This is a genomic window from Falsiruegeria mediterranea M17, assembly GCF_900302455.1.
Classification (GTDB): domain Bacteria; phylum Pseudomonadota; class Alphaproteobacteria; order Rhodobacterales; family Rhodobacteraceae; genus Falsiruegeria; species Falsiruegeria mediterranea.
In genome coordinates this window covers 267,143-287,474 of the sequence record NZ_ONZG01000007.1, presented here as the reverse complement: position 1 = coordinate 287,474, position 20,332 = coordinate 267,143, and the positions used below count along the sequence as shown (strand labels likewise).

At 60.1% G+C, this 20,332-nt stretch carries 14 protein-coding genes; 9 read left to right on the top strand and 5 right to left on the bottom strand.

The features are described 5' to 3' along the window. The first annotated feature begins 21 nt into the window (after positions 1-21). On the top strand, positions 22-972 hold the full coding sequence (gene rarD / locus TRM7615_RS15285) for an EamA family transporter RarD (protein WP_108789034.1): 951 nt from the start codon (positions 22-24) through the stop codon (positions 970-972). On the opposite strand, the gene TRM7615_RS15280 is transcribed toward rarD, so the two are convergent. Next, on the bottom strand, positions 879-1,430 hold the full coding sequence (locus TRM7615_RS15280) for an LOG family protein (protein ID WP_108789032.1): 552 nt from the start codon (positions 1,428-1,430) through the stop codon (positions 879-881). The genes rarD and TRM7615_RS15280 overlap by 94 nt on opposite strands. Before the next feature lie 131 nt (positions 1,431-1,561). Between TRM7615_RS15280 and TRM7615_RS15275 the strand changes: the two genes are divergently transcribed. The 3 genes from TRM7615_RS15275 to TRM7615_RS15265 all read left to right on the top strand — a co-directional run bounded on the left by TRM7615_RS15275 (position 1,562) and on the right by TRM7615_RS15265 (position 6,808). Beyond that, positions 1,562-3,298 (top strand): LysM peptidoglycan-binding domain-containing protein, encoded by a 1,737-nt coding sequence (locus TRM7615_RS15275; RefSeq protein ID WP_235824104.1) that lies wholly within the window; start codon positions 1,562-1,564, stop codon positions 3,296-3,298. A 59-nt stretch (positions 3,299-3,357) separates the two neighbouring features. Further along, on the top strand, positions 3,358-5,181 hold the full coding sequence (locus TRM7615_RS15270) for an ABCB family ABC transporter ATP-binding protein/permease (RefSeq protein ID WP_108789030.1): 1,824 nt from the start codon (positions 3,358-3,360) through the stop codon (positions 5,179-5,181). A gap of 70 nt (positions 5,182-5,251) precedes the next feature. Further along, entirely contained in the window at positions 5,252-6,808 is a 1,557-nt protein-coding gene (locus TRM7615_RS15265; RefSeq protein ID WP_235824103.1) for a phospholipase D family protein, read from the top strand. A 100-nt stretch (positions 6,809-6,908) separates the two neighbouring features. Here TRM7615_RS15265 and TRM7615_RS15260 read toward each other — a convergent pair whose 3' ends face one another. Together TRM7615_RS15260 and TRM7615_RS15255 are read right to left on the bottom strand one after the other, a co-directional pair. Beyond that, on the bottom strand, positions 6,909-10,685 hold the full coding sequence (locus TRM7615_RS15260; RefSeq protein WP_108789028.1) for an efflux RND transporter permease subunit: 3,777 nt from the start codon (positions 10,683-10,685) through the stop codon (positions 6,909-6,911). After that, a complete protein-coding gene (locus TRM7615_RS15255; protein WP_108789026.1) occupies positions 10,682-11,929 on the bottom strand; it encodes an efflux RND transporter periplasmic adaptor subunit in 1,248 nt (415 codons plus the stop codon). The genes TRM7615_RS15260 and TRM7615_RS15255 overlap by 4 nt, the downstream gene beginning before the upstream one ends. A 225-nt stretch (positions 11,930-12,154) precedes the next feature. Here TRM7615_RS15255 and TRM7615_RS15250 point away from each other — a divergent pair, with 225 nt between their 5' ends. The 5 genes from TRM7615_RS15250 to TRM7615_RS15230 all read left to right on the top strand — a co-directional run bounded on the left by TRM7615_RS15250 (position 12,155) and on the right by TRM7615_RS15230 (position 17,798). After that, a complete protein-coding gene (locus tag TRM7615_RS15250; RefSeq protein WP_108789123.1) occupies positions 12,155-12,826 on the top strand; it encodes a tetratricopeptide repeat protein in 672 nt (223 codons plus the stop codon). A gap of 59 nt (positions 12,827-12,885) precedes the next feature. Further along, positions 12,886-14,208, top strand: a complete 1,323-nt coding sequence (locus TRM7615_RS15245) for a PQQ-like beta-propeller repeat protein (RefSeq protein WP_108789024.1) — start codon at positions 12,886-12,888, stop codon at positions 14,206-14,208. 52 nt (positions 14,209-14,260) lie between these two features. After that, positions 14,261-15,724, top strand: coding sequence for a ribosome biogenesis GTPase Der (der, locus tag TRM7615_RS15240; RefSeq protein ID WP_108789022.1), 1,464 nt, complete (start codon positions 14,261-14,263; stop codon positions 15,722-15,724). Positions 15,725-16,063: 339 nt separating this feature from the next. Then, positions 16,064-17,056 carry a fatty acid desaturase gene (locus TRM7615_RS15235; protein ID WP_108789020.1) on the top strand — a complete coding sequence of 331 codons (993 nt, stop codon included), beginning with the start codon at positions 16,064-16,066 and terminating at the stop codon, positions 17,054-17,056. Positions 17,057-17,147: 91 nt separating this feature from the next. Beyond that, positions 17,148-17,798 carry a helix-hairpin-helix domain-containing protein gene (locus TRM7615_RS15230; protein ID WP_108789018.1) on the top strand — a complete coding sequence of 217 codons (651 nt, stop codon included), beginning with the start codon at positions 17,148-17,150 and terminating at the stop codon, positions 17,796-17,798. A 37-nt stretch (positions 17,799-17,835) separates the two neighbouring features. Here TRM7615_RS15230 and serS read toward each other — a convergent pair whose 3' ends face one another. Further along, positions 17,836-19,128, bottom strand: coding sequence for a serine--tRNA ligase (gene serS, locus TRM7615_RS15225; RefSeq protein WP_108789016.1), 1,293 nt, complete (start codon positions 19,126-19,128; stop codon positions 17,836-17,838). A gap of 207 nt (positions 19,129-19,335) precedes the next feature. Further along, a complete protein-coding gene (locus tag TRM7615_RS15220; protein WP_108789014.1) occupies positions 19,336-20,076 on the bottom strand; it encodes an FkbM family methyltransferase in 741 nt (246 codons plus the stop codon). Positions 20,077-20,332: the final 256 nt, after the last annotated feature.

Genomic DNA, 20,332 nt, shown 5'->3' with positions numbered 1-20,332 from the left:
CCGGCAGAGAGGGGATTGCAGATGAGCCAGACATTGAGTGGCGTTTTGGCCATGATCACCTCATGCGTGGTTTGGGGGCTGTCGCCGATCTACTACAAGCTGCTCGATCACGTGCCCCCGGCCGAGTTGCTGTCGCATCGCACCCTGTGGGCCGTGGTTTTCTTTGCAGTGCTTCTGGTTTTGCAGGGCCGGATGGGCGAGTTGCGCCAAGCCTTGCGTGGTCGCAAACAGGTGCTGCTTTTGTTCGTCGCCTCGCTCATGGTGGCGACGAACTGGTTCTGCTTCATCCTGTCCATCCAGATCGGCAAGACGACCGAGGCCTCGTTGGGATACTATATCTTTCCGTTGATGGCCGTGCTGATCGCGCGGTTCTGGTTTGCCGAACAGCTAGCCATGGGGCAGTGGCTGGCGGTGGTCTTGGCGACTTTGGCGGTGGTGATCCTGACTTGGGGGCTGGGCGTGGCGCCTTGGATCGCTCTGTTCATCTCGACCACCTTTGCGCTCTACGGGGCGATCAAAAAGGGGCTGCCTTTGGGGCCAGTGATCTCGGTCACGGCTGAAATCCTGCTGGTCCTGCCGCTGTGGCTGATGGTGATGGGCTGGTATCACCTGCAAGGGCAGGGCAGTTTTGGAACGGACCTGACCATTAGTCTACTGTTGATGGTGTCGGGGCCACTGACGGCGGTGCCGCTGATCCTGTTCAGCTACGCCGCCCGCCGAGTGGCGTTGTCGACCCTTGGGTTGCTGCAATACATCAACCCCACGCTGCAATTCCTGTGTGCGGTGATGATTTTTGGCGAGCCGTTTTCACAATGGCACGCCATTGCCTTTCCCTTGATCTGGGTGGCGCTCGCAGTGTTTTCGGTCTCGGCCTTGCGTCAGGACAGGGCCTCGCGCAAGGCTGTCATGGTGGCCTCGGGGGTATCTACCCAGGTGACAAAATCCCCAAGCGATGCATCGGCAAACCCCTGATCCATGGTGTGTTCCATCAGATCACGCAGCTTGTCCCAATAGCCATCAACGTTCATCACCAGGATCGGTTTGTCGTGCAGGCCCAATTGGCGCCAGGTCAGCGCCTCGAAATACTCGTCCAGCGAGCCGGGACCACCGGGCAGCACAACGACCGCATCAGCGTTCATGATCATCACCTTCTTGCGCTCGTGCATCGTCTCGGTCACGACAAAACTGGTGAGGTCGGTCTTGCCCACTTCGCGGTTCAAAAGATGCGTTGGGATGACGCCGAAGGTGTCACCACCTGCGGCCTGGGCCGCGCGCGCAACGGCCCCCATCAGCCCCACATCACCCGCGCCATAGACCAGTCGCCAGCCCTCGTTGGCAAGCATTGTCCCAAAGGTTTCAGCAGCCTGTGAATATGCAGGCATTGCTCCGAAGCGCGATCCGCAATACACACAGACGGATTTGACAGTCATGGGCAAGCCTTTCAGGTGGAATAAACAAGCGTTTTGACCCCTGATAGCGGGATTGTGTGGCTGGCTCAACTGCGCGGTTGGTGATCTGGGATGGGGCCCGGATCATGCGCCGTGGATGGGGAAGGAAGAACATGGCAGCGAGTGCCGGAGCTGGAGGGCTGAGTGCCCTTGGATGGGTCGTTGTGGCAGGCGGCGTTGCCGTTGTTGGGGCCGCAGGCCTATATTTTTCAGGGGTTTTGACGCCAGAACCCGAAGTTGAGCAGGTGGCTGTGGCCGAGCCCAAGCCGGACCCTGCGCCCGTGCAAGCCACCGAACCGGTAAAAACCGAACCAGCGGCGCCCGTATCCACTGAAAGCGCCGATCCCGACCCGGTCGAGGCGACTGAAGAAATGGCAGAAACGCAGGCCCTGCCTGACGACACTGCTCCCGAATCTGAAGACGTTGCCGAAGCTACGGAGACGTCCCAGGCCGCGCCTGAGCCGGAACAGACTGTTGAGGCAGAGCCCGAAGAGGCTGCGAACCCCGAGCCGGTGGCAGAGCCAGTCGCGGAAGAAGAACCCCAAGCGGCTCCTGAACCGGGTGTTCCTGCATTGGCGGCACCGTCGCTTGATACGATCCGTATCGAACCCGATGGATCGGCCATTCTTGCAGGTAAAGCGGCGCCAGGCAGCGAATTGTCTATCCGTTTGAACGGGACCGAAATCGAACGCGCCCAGGTTGACCGCAGCGGCGCATTTGCCCTGTTCCTGACCTTGCCGTTCAGCGACGCACCGCGTGGCCTGAGCCTCATCGCCGAATTGGACGGTCAGACCGCACAGTCCGACGATTACCTGTTGGCGGCTTTGCCGAAGCCGCAACCGGTGCAAGTGGCCGAAGCCGTGGTCGAGCCAGAGGAAGAGGCCCCTGCATCCGAGGCACCGCAGGCTGACCCTCAGCCCGAGGCTGAAACAACATCGCAAGAGCCTCAGCCGACACCGACCAAGGACACGGTCGAACCCGAAGCCCCGCAAGTGGCGGAAACTGAGGCGCCCGCCGATCCGGCACCTGTTGCCGAAGAGGTGGAGACAACGGTTGCCGACGCGCAAGAGACTGCGCCTGAACCGGTTCAGGTGACAGAGGCCGAACCGGCGGCTGTCCCTGAGCCCGTGCAACAGACAGAACAGGTGGCCAGCACAGAGGCGCCGACCGAGGAGGCGGCGGAAGAAGCTGTTGCACAGGCCGCACCCGATGCGCCTGCAAAAGCGCCGGACACTACGGAAACTGCGGCGAATGAAAAGACCCCCGAGCCTGAAGAGCCAGTCCAGGAAGAGCCGCGTGCGGTGGCCATCCTGAAGTCGGACGAAAAGGGTGTGGAACTGGTTCAGGCCCCAACGCCTTCTGAACCAGATGTCGAAACGCAGGTCGCTTTGGATACGATCGGCTATTCCGATGCAGGTGACGTGCAACTGACGGGCCGAGCCACTCAAGGCGCGCTTGTACGGGTCTATCTGAACAATTTGGCGGTCTCGGACGTTGTCACCGACACCGAGGGCCGTTGGCGCGGAGAGCTGGATGACGTGACCCCCGGTATTTATACGCTGCGCGTCGATGAGCTGGGGCCTGGTGATGTGGTGCTCAGCCGCTTGGAAACCCCGTTCAAACGCGAGGCTCCCGAGGTATTGCAACCCAAAGAGCCGGAACCCGGGATTGCCCCGGAAACGCCCGCGATCCGGGCCGTCACGGTGCAAAAGGGCGACACCCTGTGGGCCATCTCGCGCGAGCGCTATGGTGACGGTGTGCTCTATGTCAAAGTGTTCGAGGCCAACCGGCGCGCCATTCGCAACCCGGATCTGATTTATCCCGGACAGGTGTTCAATATCCCGGAATAGCGTTGCATTCCGGCCCCATAGAACCATCATGTCAGGCGTGAACAAAACAAAGGCAGGCCATGCGACGCAGCGCGCCCACCCATTCTGACGACACCGTATCGGACACCGAGCGCCGCTCGGGCTGGCGCACGCTACGCAAGGTGGCACCGTATCTCTGGCCTGACGGAGAAGCCTGGGTAAAGCGCCGGGTCGTCTTTGCGATGGTGATGCTGATTTTCGCAAAGATCATCGCCGTTTACACGCCGATCCTCTACAAAGGCGCGGTCGACGGTCTGGCTGGTGAAGGTGTGCCGCCTTTGGCCTTGGGGGCTGTTGGACTGACCGTTGCCTATGGCGTGGCGCGGATGATGACGGTGGGCTTTCAGCAGCTGCGCGATGCGATTTTCGCCCCCGTGGGCCAGCGCGCGCTCAGGGCTTTGGCCTTGGAAACCTTCCGCCACATTCACCGCTTGTCGATGCGCTATCACATCACGCGCAAGACCGGGGGCCTCAGCCGCATCATCGAGCGGGGGGTCAAGGGCGTCGAGTTTCTGCTGCGGTTCATGCTCTTTTCCATCGGGCCACTGATCCTGGAATTGATGATGATCGCCGTGGTTCTGCTGTGGTTGTTTGACGTCTGGTATCTGGTGATCGTTGCCGTCACCATTGCGTTCTACATCTGGTTCACCTTTGCCGTCACCGAATGGCGGGTAAAGCTGCGGCGCGAGATGAATGATCAGGACACCGATGCCAACCAAAAGGCGATCGACAGCCTGCTGAATTTTGAAACGGTCAAATACTTTGGCGCCGAAGAGCGCGAGGCGCTGCGGTATGACGCTTCGATGCGGGCCTATGCGCGGGCCGCGCTCAAGACGTCGTATTCGCTGGCGTTCCTGAACTTTGGCCAGTCGCTGCTGATCACCGCCGGTCTGGTGGGCGTCATGGTGTTGGCTGCGGTTGGCGTGCAAAACGGCAGCCTGACGGTGGGCGATTTCGTCATGGTCAACGCCTATATGATCCAGATTACAGTGCCGTTGAATTTCCTGGGCACCGTCTATCGCGAAATTCGGCAGTCGCTGGTGGATATGGGCGAGATGTTCGACCTGCTCGAACAACCGTCCGAGGTGTCCAACAAAACCAATGCCAAGGCCCTGCAGGTCAACGGCGGAGAGATCACGCTGGATAACGTGCAGTTTGGCTATGACGCAGACCGCGAGATCCTGAAGGGTGTGTCGTTGACCGTGCCTGCGGGCAAGACCGTGGCGGTTGTGGGCTCTACCGGGTCTGGCAAGTCCACCATCGGGCGGCTGTTGTTCCGGTTCTATGACGTGACCGGCGGCGCGCTGAAGATCGACGGGCAGGATGTGCGCGACGTGACACTTTCCAGCCTGCATGACGCCATCGGCGTGGTGCCGCAGGACACGGTGCTGTTCAATGACACGATCCGCTACAACATCGCCTATGGCCGGGAAAATGCCACGCAGGACGAGGTCGAAGAGGCCGCGCGCGCGGCGCAGATCCACGACTTCATCGAAGGTTTGCCCGAAGGGTACGACACCAAGGTGGGCGAGCGGGGGCTCAAGCTGTCGGGCGGCGAAAAACAGCGGGTAGGCATTGCGCGCACCTTGCTCAAGAACCCGCCGATCCTGCTGTTGGACGAGGCGACCAGTGCGCTTGACACCGAGACTGAACAAGAGATCAAAGAGGCGCTTGCGCGCGCAGGTAAGGGGCGTTCGGTGATCACCATCGCTCACCGCCTGAGCACCATCGCCGAGGCCGATCTGATCGTGGTTTTGGACCAGGGCAAGATCGCTGAACAGGGCACCCATGACGCGCTGCTGACGGCCAGGGGCCGCTATGCGCAGTTGTGGAACCGGCAACAGGCCGACGCTGACGTGGCCTGAGGCCTGTTGCGCGGTAGGGGTCCGCACGGCTAGGCTGGTTCGGATTGCACCGTGCAGCCCGGAGGCCTGAATGCTGAAAACCCTGCGATTTCTGATCATTGCGGCGCTCTGCTACGTCGTTGCCAGCTTTGGCTTTCAATGGCTGTTCCCGGTGCCCCATGATCCGGATCGTGCGAATTCAACCGCTTTGCCTGCCAGTGAACAGACGACTCTGGGCGCGGTTGTGCTGCCGTTGATGGGACAACATCCGGGCACTTCGGGCGTGGCGGGGTTGCAGGATGGGGCCGCTGCTTTTGCCGCGCGGCTCTTGTTGATCGATGCCGCCGAGCAGAGCCTCGATGTGCGGTATTACATCTGGCAAAAGGACATCACCGGTCTGCTGCTGCTGGACGCGGTTCAGCGCGCGGCAGAGCGCGGCGTGCGGGTGCGATTGCTGCTGGATGACAATGGGACGCCCGATCTGGACCCCGAACTGGCCGAGATGGACGCGCATGACAACATCGAGGTGCGCCTGTTCAACCCCTTCATGCTACGCAGCCCGCGCATGGTGTCATACCTGCTGGATTTCGGTCGCATCAACCGCCGGATGCACAACAAAAGCTTGACCGTGGACGGGGTGGCAACCGTGGTCGGTGGGCGCAATGTCGGGGACATCTATTTTTCGCGCAGCGAAGGGGTGAACTATTTCGACATGGATGTCGTGGCCATTGGGGATGCGGCGGCGGATGTGTCGGAAGACTTCGATCTATACTGGACCAGCCCTTCGGCGGTTCCGGTTGGCGATGTGCTGACGCCCAGACCTGCGGGGGGCGGTATCCTTGAGGCCTCGGTCGCGCAGATCAAGGCGCGGCCCGGCGGCGCAACCTATGCCGATAGCGTGCGCGCCTCACATCTGATGGAGGAGTTGCTGGACGATGCGCGCGGCTTTGACTGGGTGCCGATGCAGATGGTCAGCGACAGCCCGGTCAAGGGGCAGGGGGCGGCGCAGGATGACGACCTGATGATGACGCGGCTGATCAAGCTGCTGCCAAAACCGCAAGTCGAGGTGAGCGTGATCTCGGCCTATTTTGTGCCCGGCAACCGGTTTACCGAGGTGCTGACCACCTGGGCGGGCGAAGGGATCCGCGTGCGCACGCTGACCAACGCGCAAGAGGCCACCGATGTGCTGCCGGTGCATTCGGGCTATGTGCCCTATCGCGACCGGCTGATTGACGGTGGGGTCGAGGTCTATGAGCTGAAATCAGATCAGGTCAAACCGGACCTGCTGGAGCAATTCGGGCTGGTCGGTTCATCGAACACCAGCCTGCACGCCAAGACGTTCGAAATCGACGGCAGGCTCATCTTTGTGGGCTCGTTCAACTTTGACCCCCGTTCGGCACGTTTGAACACCGAAATGGGGTTCCTGATCGACAGCGCCGACCTGGCCAGCGCAATGGCCCGCGGTCTCGACCGCCAACTGCCGGAGCGGGCATATCTGGTCGAGAGGGGCGCCAGTGGGGACCTGCACTGGATCGAGACGGACCGCGAGGGGGGCGAGCGCATCTATCCCCGGGAACCAAAAACCACCGCGCTGAGCCGCGCGGTGGTTTGGATCATGGGGCTGTTGCCCATTCAGTGGATGCTTTGAGCGTTTCGATAACAACCAAGCGATAAGAGGATCGCAAGTGTCCTGACAGGGCGAAGCGCGGCAAGGTATTTGCGATACCTCTTTTGTCGAAACGCTTTGATTATTCGGCGGCCTGCAAAGGCCCCCCAATCTTGGGCAGATCCTCTTCGGCCTCGGGCTTGGGCTTTGAGACCGGGGCATCTTCCCAGATGATCTCGGTTGCTTGCAGCTTTTTCGCCGACTTGTTCAGGCGCATGTCGCGGGCGATCCGGCTGGACCGGCCACGGGTGGCGCGGGCCAGCATGCGACCGATCCAGACCGCATAGGTCGTGAACCAGACCCGCAATGCCAGGAACGAGGGCGTCACGATCAGTGTCAGCACCGTTGCGATGCCCAGACCAAAGACCACCGCTGTTGCCAGCTGCTTCCACCACAATGCCGTGGGGCTGTCGATGGAATAGCCGCCACCGATGAAGTCCAGGCTGAGGCCGAACATCATCGGCGTCAGACCGGCCATCGTGGTGATGGTTGTCAGCAGAACCGGACGGATACGCGCCTCGGCGGTGCGAATGATCGCCTCGATCCGGGGCATATAGCGGCTGTATTCCTGATAGGTGTCGATCAGAACGATGTTGTTGTTCACCACGATCCCCGCCAAAGCCACGATACCGGTGCCGGTCATGATGATCGAGAACGGCTGTTGCATGACCATCATCCCGATCAGAACGCCGGTCGTGGACAGGATCACCGCCAGCAGAACCAGGACCGAGTTGTAGAAACTGTTGAACTGCGCCAACAGGATCACGAACATCAACCCGAGCGCGGCAAGGAAGGCGCTGGACAGGAATGCCTGGCTTTCGGCCTGTTCTTCCTGATCCCCGGTCCATTCCCATTCCAGACCCGCGGGCAGGGGGTTGGCCTCCAGCCACTCGGTCAGCACGCCGATGCGTTCGTTGGGGTTGATCGGCACAAACTGCGCGCCGTCGACGATGGCGGTCGTCAGCGTGTCGATATCTGCGTCGTCCAAGAACGTCACCACATCAAACTCTGCCCCTGCGGCATTGGTGACAGCGGGGCCTTGAGCTGATGCGCCTTCGGGTACTGCGCGCAGGACCGCAAGGCGAGTTTTACTGTCATCGCCAGCGGCCAATTCAAGGCTAACCAACCCAGGTTCCACATCCGATTTGACGTCAAAGTACCGTTTCTGATCGACGCGTTTGATTTCCGACAGTTTCGCCACCGGTTTGCGGGTGATGAAGTTTGCCAGCGGTACCAGCCCGTCCGGCGTGCGCACCCGCAGGGTGTCGAGCGTCGACAGAACCCGGTCGCTGTCGGGCAGGCGGACGCGGATCTCGATCTCTTCGTCGCTGTCGTTGGGGCGCATTTCACCCAGCAGGATGCCGCGTGTCACCAGCTGCACCATCGCGCCCACGGTGGCCACATCGGCGCCATAGCGACCGGCCTTGGCCACGTCGACCGAGATTTCCCAGTCGATGCCGGGCAGAGGCAGGGTGTCTTCGATCTTGATCAGACCGGGGACCGTATCGAAATGCGCGCGCGCCTCGGCGGTGCTTGCCACCAGTTGCTCCCAATCATCACCCTTGATGCGCAGGTGAATGGGCTTGGCTGATCCGGGGCCTTGCTCCAATGCCTCGATCTCGGCCACGATGCCGGGCAGTTTCGCCAGCTCGACGTTGATCTCGTCAATCACCGTGTTGCCGTCATAGTCGGTCGCGGTCACTTCGCGGGACAGTAGCCCGTAGAACCAGGTCTCGGTTTCGGTGGGGCGGTTTTCCCACGGAATCATCTCGAACTGAACCTGACCAACCGTATCGGCAGGCGATTGGCCGCCCCCTGGGCCGCCGGTGTCCAGACCACCTTCGCCCGCGAAGGAGAACACGTTGATGACCGCCGGATGCTCGGCGATGATGTCCTCGACCTGACGGACCATCTCGTCTTTCTCGGTCAGGGACAGGTTGCCCCGTGCACGGACATAGGTCGTGGCCTGTTCAGGTTCGTTTTCGACAAAGAACTCGACCCCGCGCGAATTGGCCGGGAAGAGGATTGCCACCACGTAGAAGACCGCGCCAAACACAACCGCGATAGACACAATCGGCATGATTGGGTTGCCAACGAGGAATTTTACCACATGGCCGAACGGGGTATGTCCGGTCTGGGTGCGAACTTCACGCGCTTCGAACGTTACCTTGGCCGCGCTCAGTGTGATCGACGCCGCAAAGGCCGACAGAACAAAGAACAGGGCACCCGCAATCGATCCTCCGGGCAGCAGATAGTCCGGGTTCAGCATCTGCATCGCGCCCAGGAACATCCCGTAAAGGGCAGGGGGAACAAGCACTGCGCGTACAATCCAAGGGGTGCGTGACCGCAGCCAGTTCGACGCAGTGGTAAAGGTCCGGCTGATGCGACCCGAGACACCGCCCACAACAGGCAGATAGACCAATGCAACCACCAGCGACGCCGACAGAACAAAGATCAGGGTCACGGGCAGCATGCCCATGAACTCACCCGGAACGCCTGGCCAGAACAGCATCGGAAGAAAGGCACAGAGTGTCGTCGCCGTGGACGAGATGACCGGCCAGAACATGCGCTTGGCGGCCTCGACGTAAGCATGCATCGGGCCGATGCCGTCCTTGATGCGTTTGTCAGCGTATTCCACCACAACGATGGCGCCATCGACCAGCATCCCCACGGCGAGGATCAGACCAAACATCACGATGTTTGAAATGCTGACACCCATGAGTGCGAGAAAGGCAAAACAGAGCAGGAAAGAGGTCGGGATGGCAAAACCGACGAGCAGCGCGGCACGGCTGCCAAGGCTGGCCAGAACCACGATCATCACCAGTGCCACAGCCGTCAGAACCGAGCCCTCAAGCTGGCTCACCATCGAGCCGACAACGCGGCTCTGGTCGTTCGAGGTGTCAACACGGATCGCGGTTTTCAGCTCTTCGGGCCATTCCGAGCGGGATTGTGCCAGAACCACTTTGACCTGCTCGACCGTGTCGATCAGGTTATACCCCTTGCGCTTGACCACCTGCAGGGCGACGGTGGATTCCCCATCGAACCGCGCGGTGCCTGCGCGATCCTCAAACGTGTAATTGATCTGCGCCAGCTCACCCAAGGTTACGACACGGTCGCCGTTGACCTTGACGGGCAGGTCATAGACATCCTCGGCCGTCTTGAACGACGACGGGATCTTGACCGAAAACGTGCCCTGATCGCTTTCGACTTCACCAGCGGCGATCAGCTGGTTGTTGTTGTTCACCACATTGATCAGCTCGGCAGCAGTGACATTGTACGCCTCAAGCCGCAGGGGATCGATGACCACTTCGAGCATCTCGTCACGGTTGCCTGCAATCCCGGCCTCGAGAACGGAATCCAATGTTTCAATGTCATCCTGAAGGTCCTTGGCGATGCGCGCCATGGTCCGTTCCGGGACATCGCCGGTCAGGCTGATGATGACGATCGGGAATTCCGAGAAGTTGATCTCGGTGATCGAGTATTGTTCGGCGCCATCGGGAAAGTTTGCCTGCGCGGTGTTCATCGCGTCGCGCACATCGGCAATGGTCGCGGATTTGTCCCAGCCGAATTCGAACTCCAGCAGCACACCGGCATAGTTTTCAGCCGCCGTGGCGGTCATCTTGTCCAGGCCGTCGATGTCCACCATCTCGGTTTCCATCGGCTTGATCAGCAGGTTTTCACTGTCCTCTGCCGAAATGCCCGGAAACTGGGTCGAGATGAAGAGCATCGGGATATCGATGTCCGGCTCGCCTTCTTTGGGCAGGTTCACATAGGAATAGCCTCCGATCACCAGCGAGATGATGATGAAGGCGATGACCATCCGCGCCCGGGACGCGGCCCAGTCGACGATGCCGGTCATTGCGCGGCCTCCTCATAGGTGGGCGCAACACGGACGCCTTGGGTCACGAACTCCTGGCCCACGACGATCACGTCAGCCCGTTCGGCCAAACCGCTTACCCATACACCATCGGACTGGTCCTTGATCAGGCCGACTGGGTGGAATTGAACGATGTTGTCTGCGCCTACGACGCGGACGCCCAGTTGGCCATCATTGTTCAACGTCAGCGACGATTGCGGCAGCAGATGTGCCAACGTGCCGTCCGAGGCGATGCCGATGGTGGCGGTCTGGCCATCACGGATCAACAATTCGTCGTTTGGAACGGTGATCTCGACCTCGAATGTGCGGGTGGTGGGGTCGGCGGAGCGGCTGAGGAAGGTCACGCGACCCCGGACCTCAAGCCCGGTGGCCAGACGGGCGCCGGCAGGCGATCCCACGGTCACACGGTTCACTTCGGTTTCGGGAACAAAACCCACCAGTTTGATGGGGTTCAACTGGATCACGGTCGCGCACAGGGTACCGGGCTGCATCAGGCTGCCGATCTCGGCTGTGTCGCTTTCCAGCAGGCCACGGAAGGGGGCAGTGATGGACAGACGTGCGATCTCGCGCTCGGCGGCGGCCACGGCGGCGGTGGCGGCCTCGATACCCGCTTTGGTTGCCTCAAGCCCGGATTTCGCGCTTTCGATCCCGGCTTCGGCCGAGCTGACGGCGGCTTCGGTCGCAACGCGGCGGGTTTCCGAGGCGTAGCCACCTTCGGACAGTTTCTGCGCCGCGTTGTTGTTGATTTCTGCTTCCAGCAGGCGGGCTTTGGCCTCTTCCAGGCGAGCTTCGGCCTCTGGGACACGGCTTTCCGCTTCAAGCTTGCGGGCGTTCATTTCGGCCAGCACGGCGTCACGGGTGCCGGTGTCCAACTGACAGAGCAAATCGCCTGCCTCGACAAAGGCCCCTTTGCGTTTGGGTTCGGAAACCACGACGGCGGATGTCTCGGCGCGCACCTCGACCTGGCGGATGGCGCGGGTCTGGCCACGCAGGACCACGGCGCTGTCGATCTGACGGGCTACAGATTTCAGCGCGACCACGCCAACGGCGCTTTCGGTGGCCTGTGCAACCGCTTCGACGGTCTCGTCCGGCATATCCGACGCTGTGGCCTCTTGCGCCTGGGCCGCGTTGCCTTTTGCGAATGCGAGCAGCTTCTCACGCTCGAACACCGCCAGATAAAGCCCGGCCGTAACCAGAATTGCAGTGATGAAAGGGATCAATCGCATATCGCGCTTTCCTAGTTTTACTTGGTTCTGTCCTTCGCGCCTCAGTCGACACTTGGAGACCACATGGGGTCTCGAATTTGTATTGTCTACACTAAACCGAACAGTTCAGATCACTTTTTTTAACTTTGGCACACTTGAGGCAGGCAAATGACGCATTTCCAACACTTGGCTTGATGCAAACGGCACGGTATGAGGGGCATCAACAACATGCACCAGGGGGCAGGGATGAGCGATACCGACAGTTTCATTGACGAGGTAACCGAAGAGGTTCGCCGCGACCGCATGTATCTGTTGCTGCGCCGCTATGGCTGGATCGCCGCTGTGGTTGTCATCGGCGTGGTTGGTGGTGCTGCGTACAACGAAATCCGCAAATCGCAGGCCACGGCCAGCGCGCAGGAGTTGGGCGACGACATCATTGCGGCATTGGCCGTCAATGACGCTGCGGACCGCGCCACCAATCTGGCCGCGATCGAAGCGGGGTCCCCAAGCGGGCAGGCCGTGGTTGAGATGTTGGCGTCTGCCGCGCAGGCCAACTCGGATCAGGTTGCTGCTGCAGTCGATGGGTTGAACAAGGTCGCCACCAATAGGGATCTGCCCGAAATCTACCGCCACATCGCCACGTTCAAGGCGCTGACCCTGCAAACCGACACTTTGCCCGTGGCCGACCGGCGCCAGCAGTTCAGCGCCTTGGCCGCTCCGGGTGCCCCATTGCGTTTGCTGGCTGAAGAACAGCTTGCCTTGATTGACGTGTCCGAGGGCGATGCGCAGGCGGGCATTGACCGTTTGCAGGCGATCTTGCAGGACTCCGAAGCAACCACAGACTTGCAACAGCGTGCAAGCCAGTTGATTGTGGCCTTGGGCGCAACACCCGAGCTCCTGCCGGGACAGCAAGGCTGAGCCGGGCCGCTTCAGAGCCCGGGAACAACAGGAATTGAACAGGACAACAGGCCAGAGCGATGATTGCAAAGTTTTCCGTTTCCCGTGCCGGGGCCGCGTTTTTGGGCGGGTCATTGCTGCTTTTGTCGGCCTGTGCCGAGCCTGAGCTTATTCTGCCTGGCGAGCGCGAGGATATTCGCGGTGCCGATGAAACCGTCGCGGTCGAGAACCAGTCCACCCCCATCAGCCTGCCGAAACAGGTCAGCAATGCCAGCTGGGCACAGAACTATGGCACACCGGCCTTTCGCATCAACAATGCCGCGATGCGAGCCACGCCTCAGCTGATCTGGTCTACGCCGATCGGGGATGGGGATGAACGGCGCCGCCGGATCACCGCCGATCCTGTTGTCGCGGGGGGGCTGATCTATACGTTGGATTCCGGTGCCACCGTGACCGGTGTTGCGCCCAACGGGGGCGTGGTCTGGTCGACAGATCTGGTGCCTGACGGTGACGACGCCGGGCAAGCCACCGGTGGTGGTATGGCCTATGACGGAGGCATTCTCTATGTCTCCTCCGGGTTTGGCCGCCTGACGGCTCTGGACGCCAAAACGGGCGCCGTGCGCTGGCGTCAAAAGTTGAGTGCCACCGGCAGCGGGACACCGACGATCCGCGACGGGTTGTTGTATCTGGTGGCGGGCGATGAAACCGCTTGGGCCATCAATACCAAAGACGGCCGCATTGCCTGGCAGCTGAGTGGAACGCCGAGCGTCGGCAATGTTCTGGGTGCGCCCGCTCCGGCACTGACGTCGGATCTGGTCATCTTTGCCTTCGGGTCGGGCGACCTCATCGCCTCGTTCCGCAAGGGCGGCATTCGACGCTGGTTCGCCTCGGTCACCGGCGAGCGCAAGGGCCGCGCTGCTTCACGCATCGGCGATGTGACCGGTAGCCCGGTCATCTCGGGCAGTACCATCTACGCGGGCAACCATTCGGGTCGCACGGTGGCCTTTTCCGCCGAAACAGGTGAACGCAAGTGGACCGCGACCGAAGGCGCAGTTGGCCCGGTCTGGCCAGTGGGCGATAGCGTGTTCCTGGTCAGCGACCGAAGCCAGCTGATGCGCCTGAGCGCGTCGGACGGTTCCGTGATCTGGGCACGTGATCTGCCCGGATTCGTCAAGGACAAGCCTCGCAAGCGCGGCGCGGTCTTTGCTCATTATGGTCCGATCCTGGCCGGAGGGCGCATTGTTTTGGCCTCGAACGATGGCTATTTGCGCCTGTATAACCCCACTGATGGCGCCCTGTTGGGGCAGGTTGAGGTCCCTGGTGGCGCCACCACAGGGCCCGTGGTGGCCGGCAATACGCTTTACGTTGTCGGTGCCAAAGGGCAATTGCACGCTTTCCGTTGACGATCAGATGCGCTAAAGGGCGCATCTTGAGTCCTTTGCAAAGTTTGAAACCATGTCGATGACCCTCGCCATCGTGGGGCGCCCCAATGTGGGCAAATCCACTCTGTTCAACCGCCTTGTGGGCAAACGCCTGGCCCTGGTCGACGACCAGCCGGGGGTGACGCGTGACCTGCGCGAAGGCGAAGCACGCCTGGGCGATCTGCGCTTTACCGTGATCGACACCGCCGGTCTGGAGGACGCAAACGACGACAGCCTGCAGGGTCGTATGCGGCGCCTGACCGAACGCGCGGTGGACATGGCGGACGTGTGCCTGTTCATGATCGACGCCCGGGTTGGCGTGACGCCGACCGACGAGATTTTTGCCGATATCCTGCGCAAACGCGCCGATCATGTGATCTTGGCCGCGAACAAGGGCGAAGGCTCTGCTGCCGATGCGGGCGTGCTCGAGGCGTTTGCCCTGGGTCTGGGTGAACCCATTCGCCTTTCGGCCGAGCACGGCGAGGGGATGAACGACCTCTACACCCATTTGATGCCGCTGGCGGACAAGATGGCCAAACAGGCTGAGGAACACGCGCCTGTTACCGACATCGAATTGTCAGACGATGATGACGAAGACGACCTCAAGGCGCCCGCCATCACCGCCGACAAACCGTTGCAGGTCGCGGTTGTGGGTCGTCCCAACGCGGGCAAGTCGACGCTGATCAACAAGATCCTGGGTGACGACCGCCTGCTGACGGGCCCCGAGGCCGGGATCACCCGCGATGCCATCTCGCTGCGCACCGAATGGTCTGGTACGCCGATGCGGATCTTTGACACCGCAGGCATGCGCAAAAAGGCCAAGGTCCAGGAAAAGCTTGAAAAGCTGTCCGTATCGGACGGGCTGCGCGCGGTGAAATTCGCCGAAGTTGTTGTGGTGCTGTTGGATGCGGAAATTCCTTTTGAACAGCAAGATCTACGGATCGCCGATCTGGCGGAACGCGAAGGGCGTGCGGTTGTTGTGGCGGTCAACAAATGGGACGTCGAAGAGAACAAGCAAGAAAAACTGCGCGATCTGAAGGAGGCGTTCAACCGGCTGCTGCCGCAGCTGCGTGGGGCGCCGCTGATTACGGTTTCGGCCAAAACAGGACGAGGTCTGGAACGTCTGCATGATGCGATCTTGCGCGCCCATGATGTGTGGAACCGTCGGGTGCCGACAGCAGCGTTGAACCGCTGGTTGATTGGCATGCTTGAGCAACACCCCCCGCCAGCCCCACAAGGCAAGCGGATCAAACTGCGCTACATGACGCAGGCCAAGACGCGTCCACCGCATTTCGTGGTGATGTGCTCGCATCCCGACAAGACACCAGACAGCTACTCGCGCTATCTGGTGAACGGACTGCGCGAAGATTTCGACATGCCGGGCACGCCGATTCGCCTGGTGTTGCGCGGGCAGGGGGACAAGAACCCCTACAAGGGCAAGCGCAAGAAACAGCCCAGCAAGCTGAGCAAACACCTCAAGGGACGTCCCAGTTCCTGAACCAGGGCGCTGCGTCATCTGCGCGGCCTATCGGCCTTGCGTCCTGCGGACGGCACGAAGAGGGGGAAGGCCAGGCTCAGGCGGGCAAAGCCCACCTGAGCCTGGCCCAACGGGAGGAGACGTCCCGCAAGGGGCGTCGACGACGGGCGGGAGCACCCCCGGATTGCGTGCATTCGTCAGCAAGATTTCACCCAAGTTGCCATCAATACGGGTGACGCGCGAAAGAAATCCCGCTAAGCATGTTGTTAACGCACAAGTTTTTACCCAATCGCGCGGGTTGGGGCATGTTGTAGACTTATCAAGTTGAAATGAACCGGGCCATCCAGGGAGAGGAAGGGCATGGATCTAAGGGAACACACGCGGGCCTATTGCAAGAAAGACAACCGCTTGGCGGGGCTCAGCTATTTTGGCACCTTCGCGATCTATTTCTTGTCGCTGTATCTTGCCGTTGCGCATATGAGCTTATGGTATGTGATGCTGCCTGCGGGCATCGTGCACGCTTTTTCGGCCGTGCGCCTTTACGTGCTGCAACACGATTGCGGCCACCATTCTCTGTTCGAAACCCGCCATCAGAATGAATTGGCAGGCCATGGCCTGTCGCCTTTCACCTTTGCCCCGTTCGAGGTGATGAAGCAGAATCACAACCTTCACCACGGCGGCATCGGCAACCTGGAACACCGCGAAACCGGCGAGATCCACACCATGACCCTGCGCGAATGGACCGAGGCTGGTTTCTGGCAGCGTCTGGTCTATCGCCTTTACCGCAACCCCTTTGTTCTCGTGCCCTTGGGCTCCGCCTTTACTTACTTTATCCGGTATCGCTGGCCCAAAAATACCATGCGCTTCGGCGTGATGGGCGTCTTGCTCCACAATCTCTCGATCCTGGTCTATCTCGGGATCCTTTACGCCCTTGCAGGCACCACCGGCGTTCTGGTCTGGCTGGCATTTTCTTTCCTGGGCGGCATGATCGGCGTCTTTCTCGTCTACCTGCAGCACAATTTCGAAGACACCTATTGGGACCGCCGCCCCGACCTCGATCCACAGGTCGCAGCGCTGCAAGGATCTTCTGCGCTGGATTTCGGTTGGTTTTTCGACCTGATTGTGGCTTGCATCACGTTGCACGACATCCACCACTTCAACGCGCGCATCCCCTCGTATCGCCTGCGGGCCTGCCACTACAGCCTGCCGCCCGAGTTTGCGCCTCGCCGCATCAAGTTCCCCGAGGCGGTGGCCGCGCTCAATCTCAAGCTCTGGGACGAGGACAACAAGCGCCTCGTTCCTTTCCCAAAGGAAAAAGCGGCAGATCGAGATGAAAGGGCACTTGCACAGTAACAGGCCCCAGGTTTCACGCCATTTGCAATTTGTATATCCCGTGTATATACATTTTGTGATTGATTGACGATAACAACAGAAAGGACCTGCAATGACATCTATTTCCTCTTTGCGAGGTGTTGGTAAAGCACTGGAACTAGCGTTGACGGCGGCCGGTTTCAAAACGGTTGAAGATATCGCTGGCGCGACTGAGGAACAGTTGAGGCAGGTCCCGCGCGTCGGTGCCGCACGGGCCAAGACGCTTTTGGCTGCGGCCAAATCAGGGGCGACCGGTGGGACGCCACCTGCGGCAAAGCGCGTCCGCAAACCTGCGACCCGCAAACCCGCGGCCCGCAAGCCTGCAGCCCCTGCCACCGCTGCGCGCAAGGCTCCCGCCAAGGCGACCAAACCGGCAGTCTCATCCGACGACACCAAGGCTGCAGCGGCGAAGGCCAAGGCGCAAGCCGCTGAAAAGGCGCGCAAAGAGGCAGAGAAAGCGCGCAAGGACGAAAAGGCTCGCAAGGAAGCGGAAAAGGCCAAGAAGAAAGCCAAAACCAAGGCCAAGGCGGAAAAAGCTGCCAAGAAGATCGAAGAGCTTGAGGCCAAGATCCAGAAGGCCAAGGAAAAGGCGAAATCGAACGCTTGGGCCAAAAAGGACAAAAAGGCCAAGTCCAAAGACAAAGACAAAGACAAAGACAAATCCAAGGGCAAGCCAAAGGACAAAAAGTCCAAGAAGAAGGACAAGAAAAAGGCGAAGAAGTAACCTTCCTCGCCTTATCTGTTTTGTTTTTGGTGTGCGGTCAGCCCAGGGTGCCGTCCAGCTGCAATGTGGTTTTGCCGCCCGTATAGGGCACCAGAACCTCTGGCAGGGTCACGGTACCGTCTTCGTTCTGACCGTTCTCCAGCACCGCGATCAGGCAGCGCCCCACGGCCAGTCCCGAGCCGTTCAGCGTGTGCACAAACTGTGGCTTGCCGCCATCGGCAGGTTTGAACCGCGCGTTCATGCGGCGAGCCTGGAAGTCACCGGTGGTCGAAACCGACGAGATCTCGCGATAGGTGTCCTGACCGGGCAACCAGGCCTCGATGTCGAACGTGCGGCGCGCACCAAAGCCCATGTCGCCGGTGCAGAGCACCACGGTGCGATAGGGGATGCCCAGCTGTTCCAACAAATCCTCGGCGCAGCGCAGCATGCGCTTTTGCTCGTCGTCCGAATTGTCGGGGTGGGTCACCGACACCATCTCGACCTTTTCGAACTGGTGCTGACGCAGCATACCGGATGTGTCCTTGCCGGCACTTCCCGCTTCCGAGCGAAAACAGGCGGTGTGTGCAGTCATGCGGCGGGGCAGCTCGCCCTCGTCCAGAATGTCGCCCGCAACCGAATAGGTCAGCGTGACCTCGGATGTGGGGATCAGCCACCAGCCATTGGTGGTCTGATAGCTGTCATCGCCGAACTTGGGCAGTTTATCCGTGCCATACATCGCCTCGTCACGCACCAGAACCGGGGTCTGCGTCTCGGTCAGCCCGTTCTTGTCGACGTGCGTGTCCAACATAAACTGTGCCAAGGCACGGTGAATGCGCGCGACGCCCTTGGTCAGGTTAACAAATCGGCTGCCGGATGTCTTGACGGCGGTTTCAAAGTCCATCGCAGCTGCCACAGCGGGGATCTCGAAATGCTCTTTCGGCGCAAAGGCAAACGCACGCGGGGTGCCCCAGCGGTTCACCTCGACATTGTCGTCCTCATCTGCGCCCTGCGGCACGTCGTCTGCGGGCAGGTTGGCGATGCGGGCCAGTTGATCGGTTAGCTTGGCGTCAAGTTCTTTAGCCTCGGTCTGCATCGCGGCCACTTCGGCCTTTTTGGCCGAAACTTCGGCGCGCAGCCGCTCAAACTCGGCCTCGTCACCCTTGGCCTTTGCCGCACCAATGGCCTTGGCGGCCTTGTTCTGCTCGGCCTGAGCGGTCTCGGCGGCCAGTATCTTGGCCCGGCGCGCCTCGTCGAGTTCCAGGAGCGACGACGACATCGCATCATCCCCACGGCGAGCCAGAGCGGCATCAAAAGCGGCGGGATTTTCGCGAATAGCGCGGATGTCGTGCATGGGTCTGTTTCCCTTGAGAAGTAATGTGAGTCGATATCAGCCTTATGCCTGATGTGCAGGGCAGGGGGTAGAGGGCAGCGTTCTTATTGTTTGCACTAGGAAATGAACCTTGGTCGAAGGTGGGATGAAACCTGTTGAGACTGTCCAGACAACGGAATGCTTCAGGAGTGATGCTGCTGATGTCCGGTTCTCTACTGGATTGCAGGATTAACCTGCTTCCGATTTGGCGATCGCGATATAGTTGGTAGTTGTAAAGACCTCGTCACGTTCAGAATATCGTTTGATTTCCAGTGAACCGAACGGTGTTATGCGGTGCAAGCTAAACTCGCGCTCCGTGAAGAAGGACCAGAAATCCTTGAAATAGGTTCGGGAGTCTATGTTCGTTCCACCAAATTCGAACTGCACTGCGCGGGTGTTTCTCAGGGCTTTTTCAGCTCCCTTCAATGCCGAAAGTTCCATGCCTTCGATATCCAGCTTCAGGATGTCAATTGCCCGCCCGCCCATTTCGTTGGTCCAAAAATCGTCAAATCGTATGGTGCGGACCATTTCTGTCTGATCAAAAGAAATGTTCAAGTAGTCCAGATCCCGTTGCAGCAAGCTCCCAAGTCCTGAGCCGGGCGCATTCGAATAGAGGTTGGCTTCGCCTTCGCAATCGCTGACGGCGAACGGTATGATGTGCACTCGGGTGTCACCTTCAAAGCGCGCTTTCAATTTTTCGACGTTGAATTGTGACGGTTCAAAGGAGTAGACGGTTGCGTCTGGAAATTGACGTAGAAGTGCAGAGGTGTAGAGCCCGACATTGGCGCCGATATCAACACAGGTGCCAACCCTATCCTTGCCCAGAAGTTTTCGAATGCAATTCACCTCGGTCGAGATGGATTTGGTTCCATGACCTTTGCCAAGACCGCGTAAAACCTGCTTTTCCAAAGCTCTGAGAAATGCATGCATATGTTGTTCCTAATCAGTTGGTTCGTCGTACCAGCAGCGCGACCTTAGAAGCATTGATTGGTGCACCCAGTTTTAAATCTGATCATTTATGATGATCAACCGAGGGTATCATAGTCGAAAGGGTACTGTGATTGGAACACATCGTTCAGGCAGTGCATCCTATCGGTGGCTGGCCAGGGATGTAGAGGACAATCCGGCGGCATGAGCCGGTATCTGGCGAGCGTCGCAGGCACATCGGCTGGAACAATGATCTTTT

Excerpts from the sequence above, each read along its gene's own strand:
- rarD (WP_108789034.1), top strand. The coding sequence starts at position 22 with ATGAGCCAGACATTGAGTGGCGTTTTGGCCATGATCACCTCATGCGTG.
- TRM7615_RS15280 (WP_108789032.1), bottom strand. The coding sequence starts at position 1,430 with ATGACTGTCAAATCCGTCTGTGTGTATTGCGGATCGCGCTTCGGAGCA.
- TRM7615_RS15275 (WP_235824104.1), top strand. The coding sequence starts at position 1,562 with ATGGCAGCGAGTGCCGGAGCTGGAGGGCTGAGTGCCCTTGGATGGGTC.
- TRM7615_RS15270 (WP_108789030.1), top strand. The coding sequence starts at position 3,358 with ATGCGACGCAGCGCGCCCACCCATTCTGACGACACCGTATCGGACACC.
- TRM7615_RS15265 (WP_235824103.1), top strand. The coding sequence starts at position 5,252 with ATGCTGAAAACCCTGCGATTTCTGATCATTGCGGCGCTCTGCTACGTC.
- TRM7615_RS15260 (WP_108789028.1), bottom strand. The coding sequence starts at position 10,685 with ATGACCGGCATCGTCGACTGGGCCGCGTCCCGGGCGCGGATGGTCATC.
- TRM7615_RS15255 (WP_108789026.1), bottom strand. The coding sequence starts at position 11,929 with ATGCGATTGATCCCTTTCATCACTGCAATTCTGGTTACGGCCGGGCTT.
- TRM7615_RS15250 (WP_108789123.1), top strand. The coding sequence starts at position 12,155 with ATGAGCGATACCGACAGTTTCATTGACGAGGTAACCGAAGAGGTTCGC.
- TRM7615_RS15245 (WP_108789024.1), top strand. The coding sequence starts at position 12,886 with ATGATTGCAAAGTTTTCCGTTTCCCGTGCCGGGGCCGCGTTTTTGGGC.
- der (WP_108789022.1), top strand. The coding sequence starts at position 14,261 with ATGTCGATGACCCTCGCCATCGTGGGGCGCCCCAATGTGGGCAAATCC.
- TRM7615_RS15235 (WP_108789020.1), top strand. The coding sequence starts at position 16,064 with ATGGATCTAAGGGAACACACGCGGGCCTATTGCAAGAAAGACAACCGC.
- TRM7615_RS15230 (WP_108789018.1), top strand. The coding sequence starts at position 17,148 with ATGACATCTATTTCCTCTTTGCGAGGTGTTGGTAAAGCACTGGAACTA.
- serS (WP_108789016.1), bottom strand. The coding sequence starts at position 19,128 with ATGCACGACATCCGCGCTATTCGCGAAAATCCCGCCGCTTTTGATGCC.
- TRM7615_RS15220 (WP_108789014.1), bottom strand. The coding sequence starts at position 20,076 with ATGCATGCATTTCTCAGAGCTTTGGAAAAGCAGGTTTTACGCGGTCTT.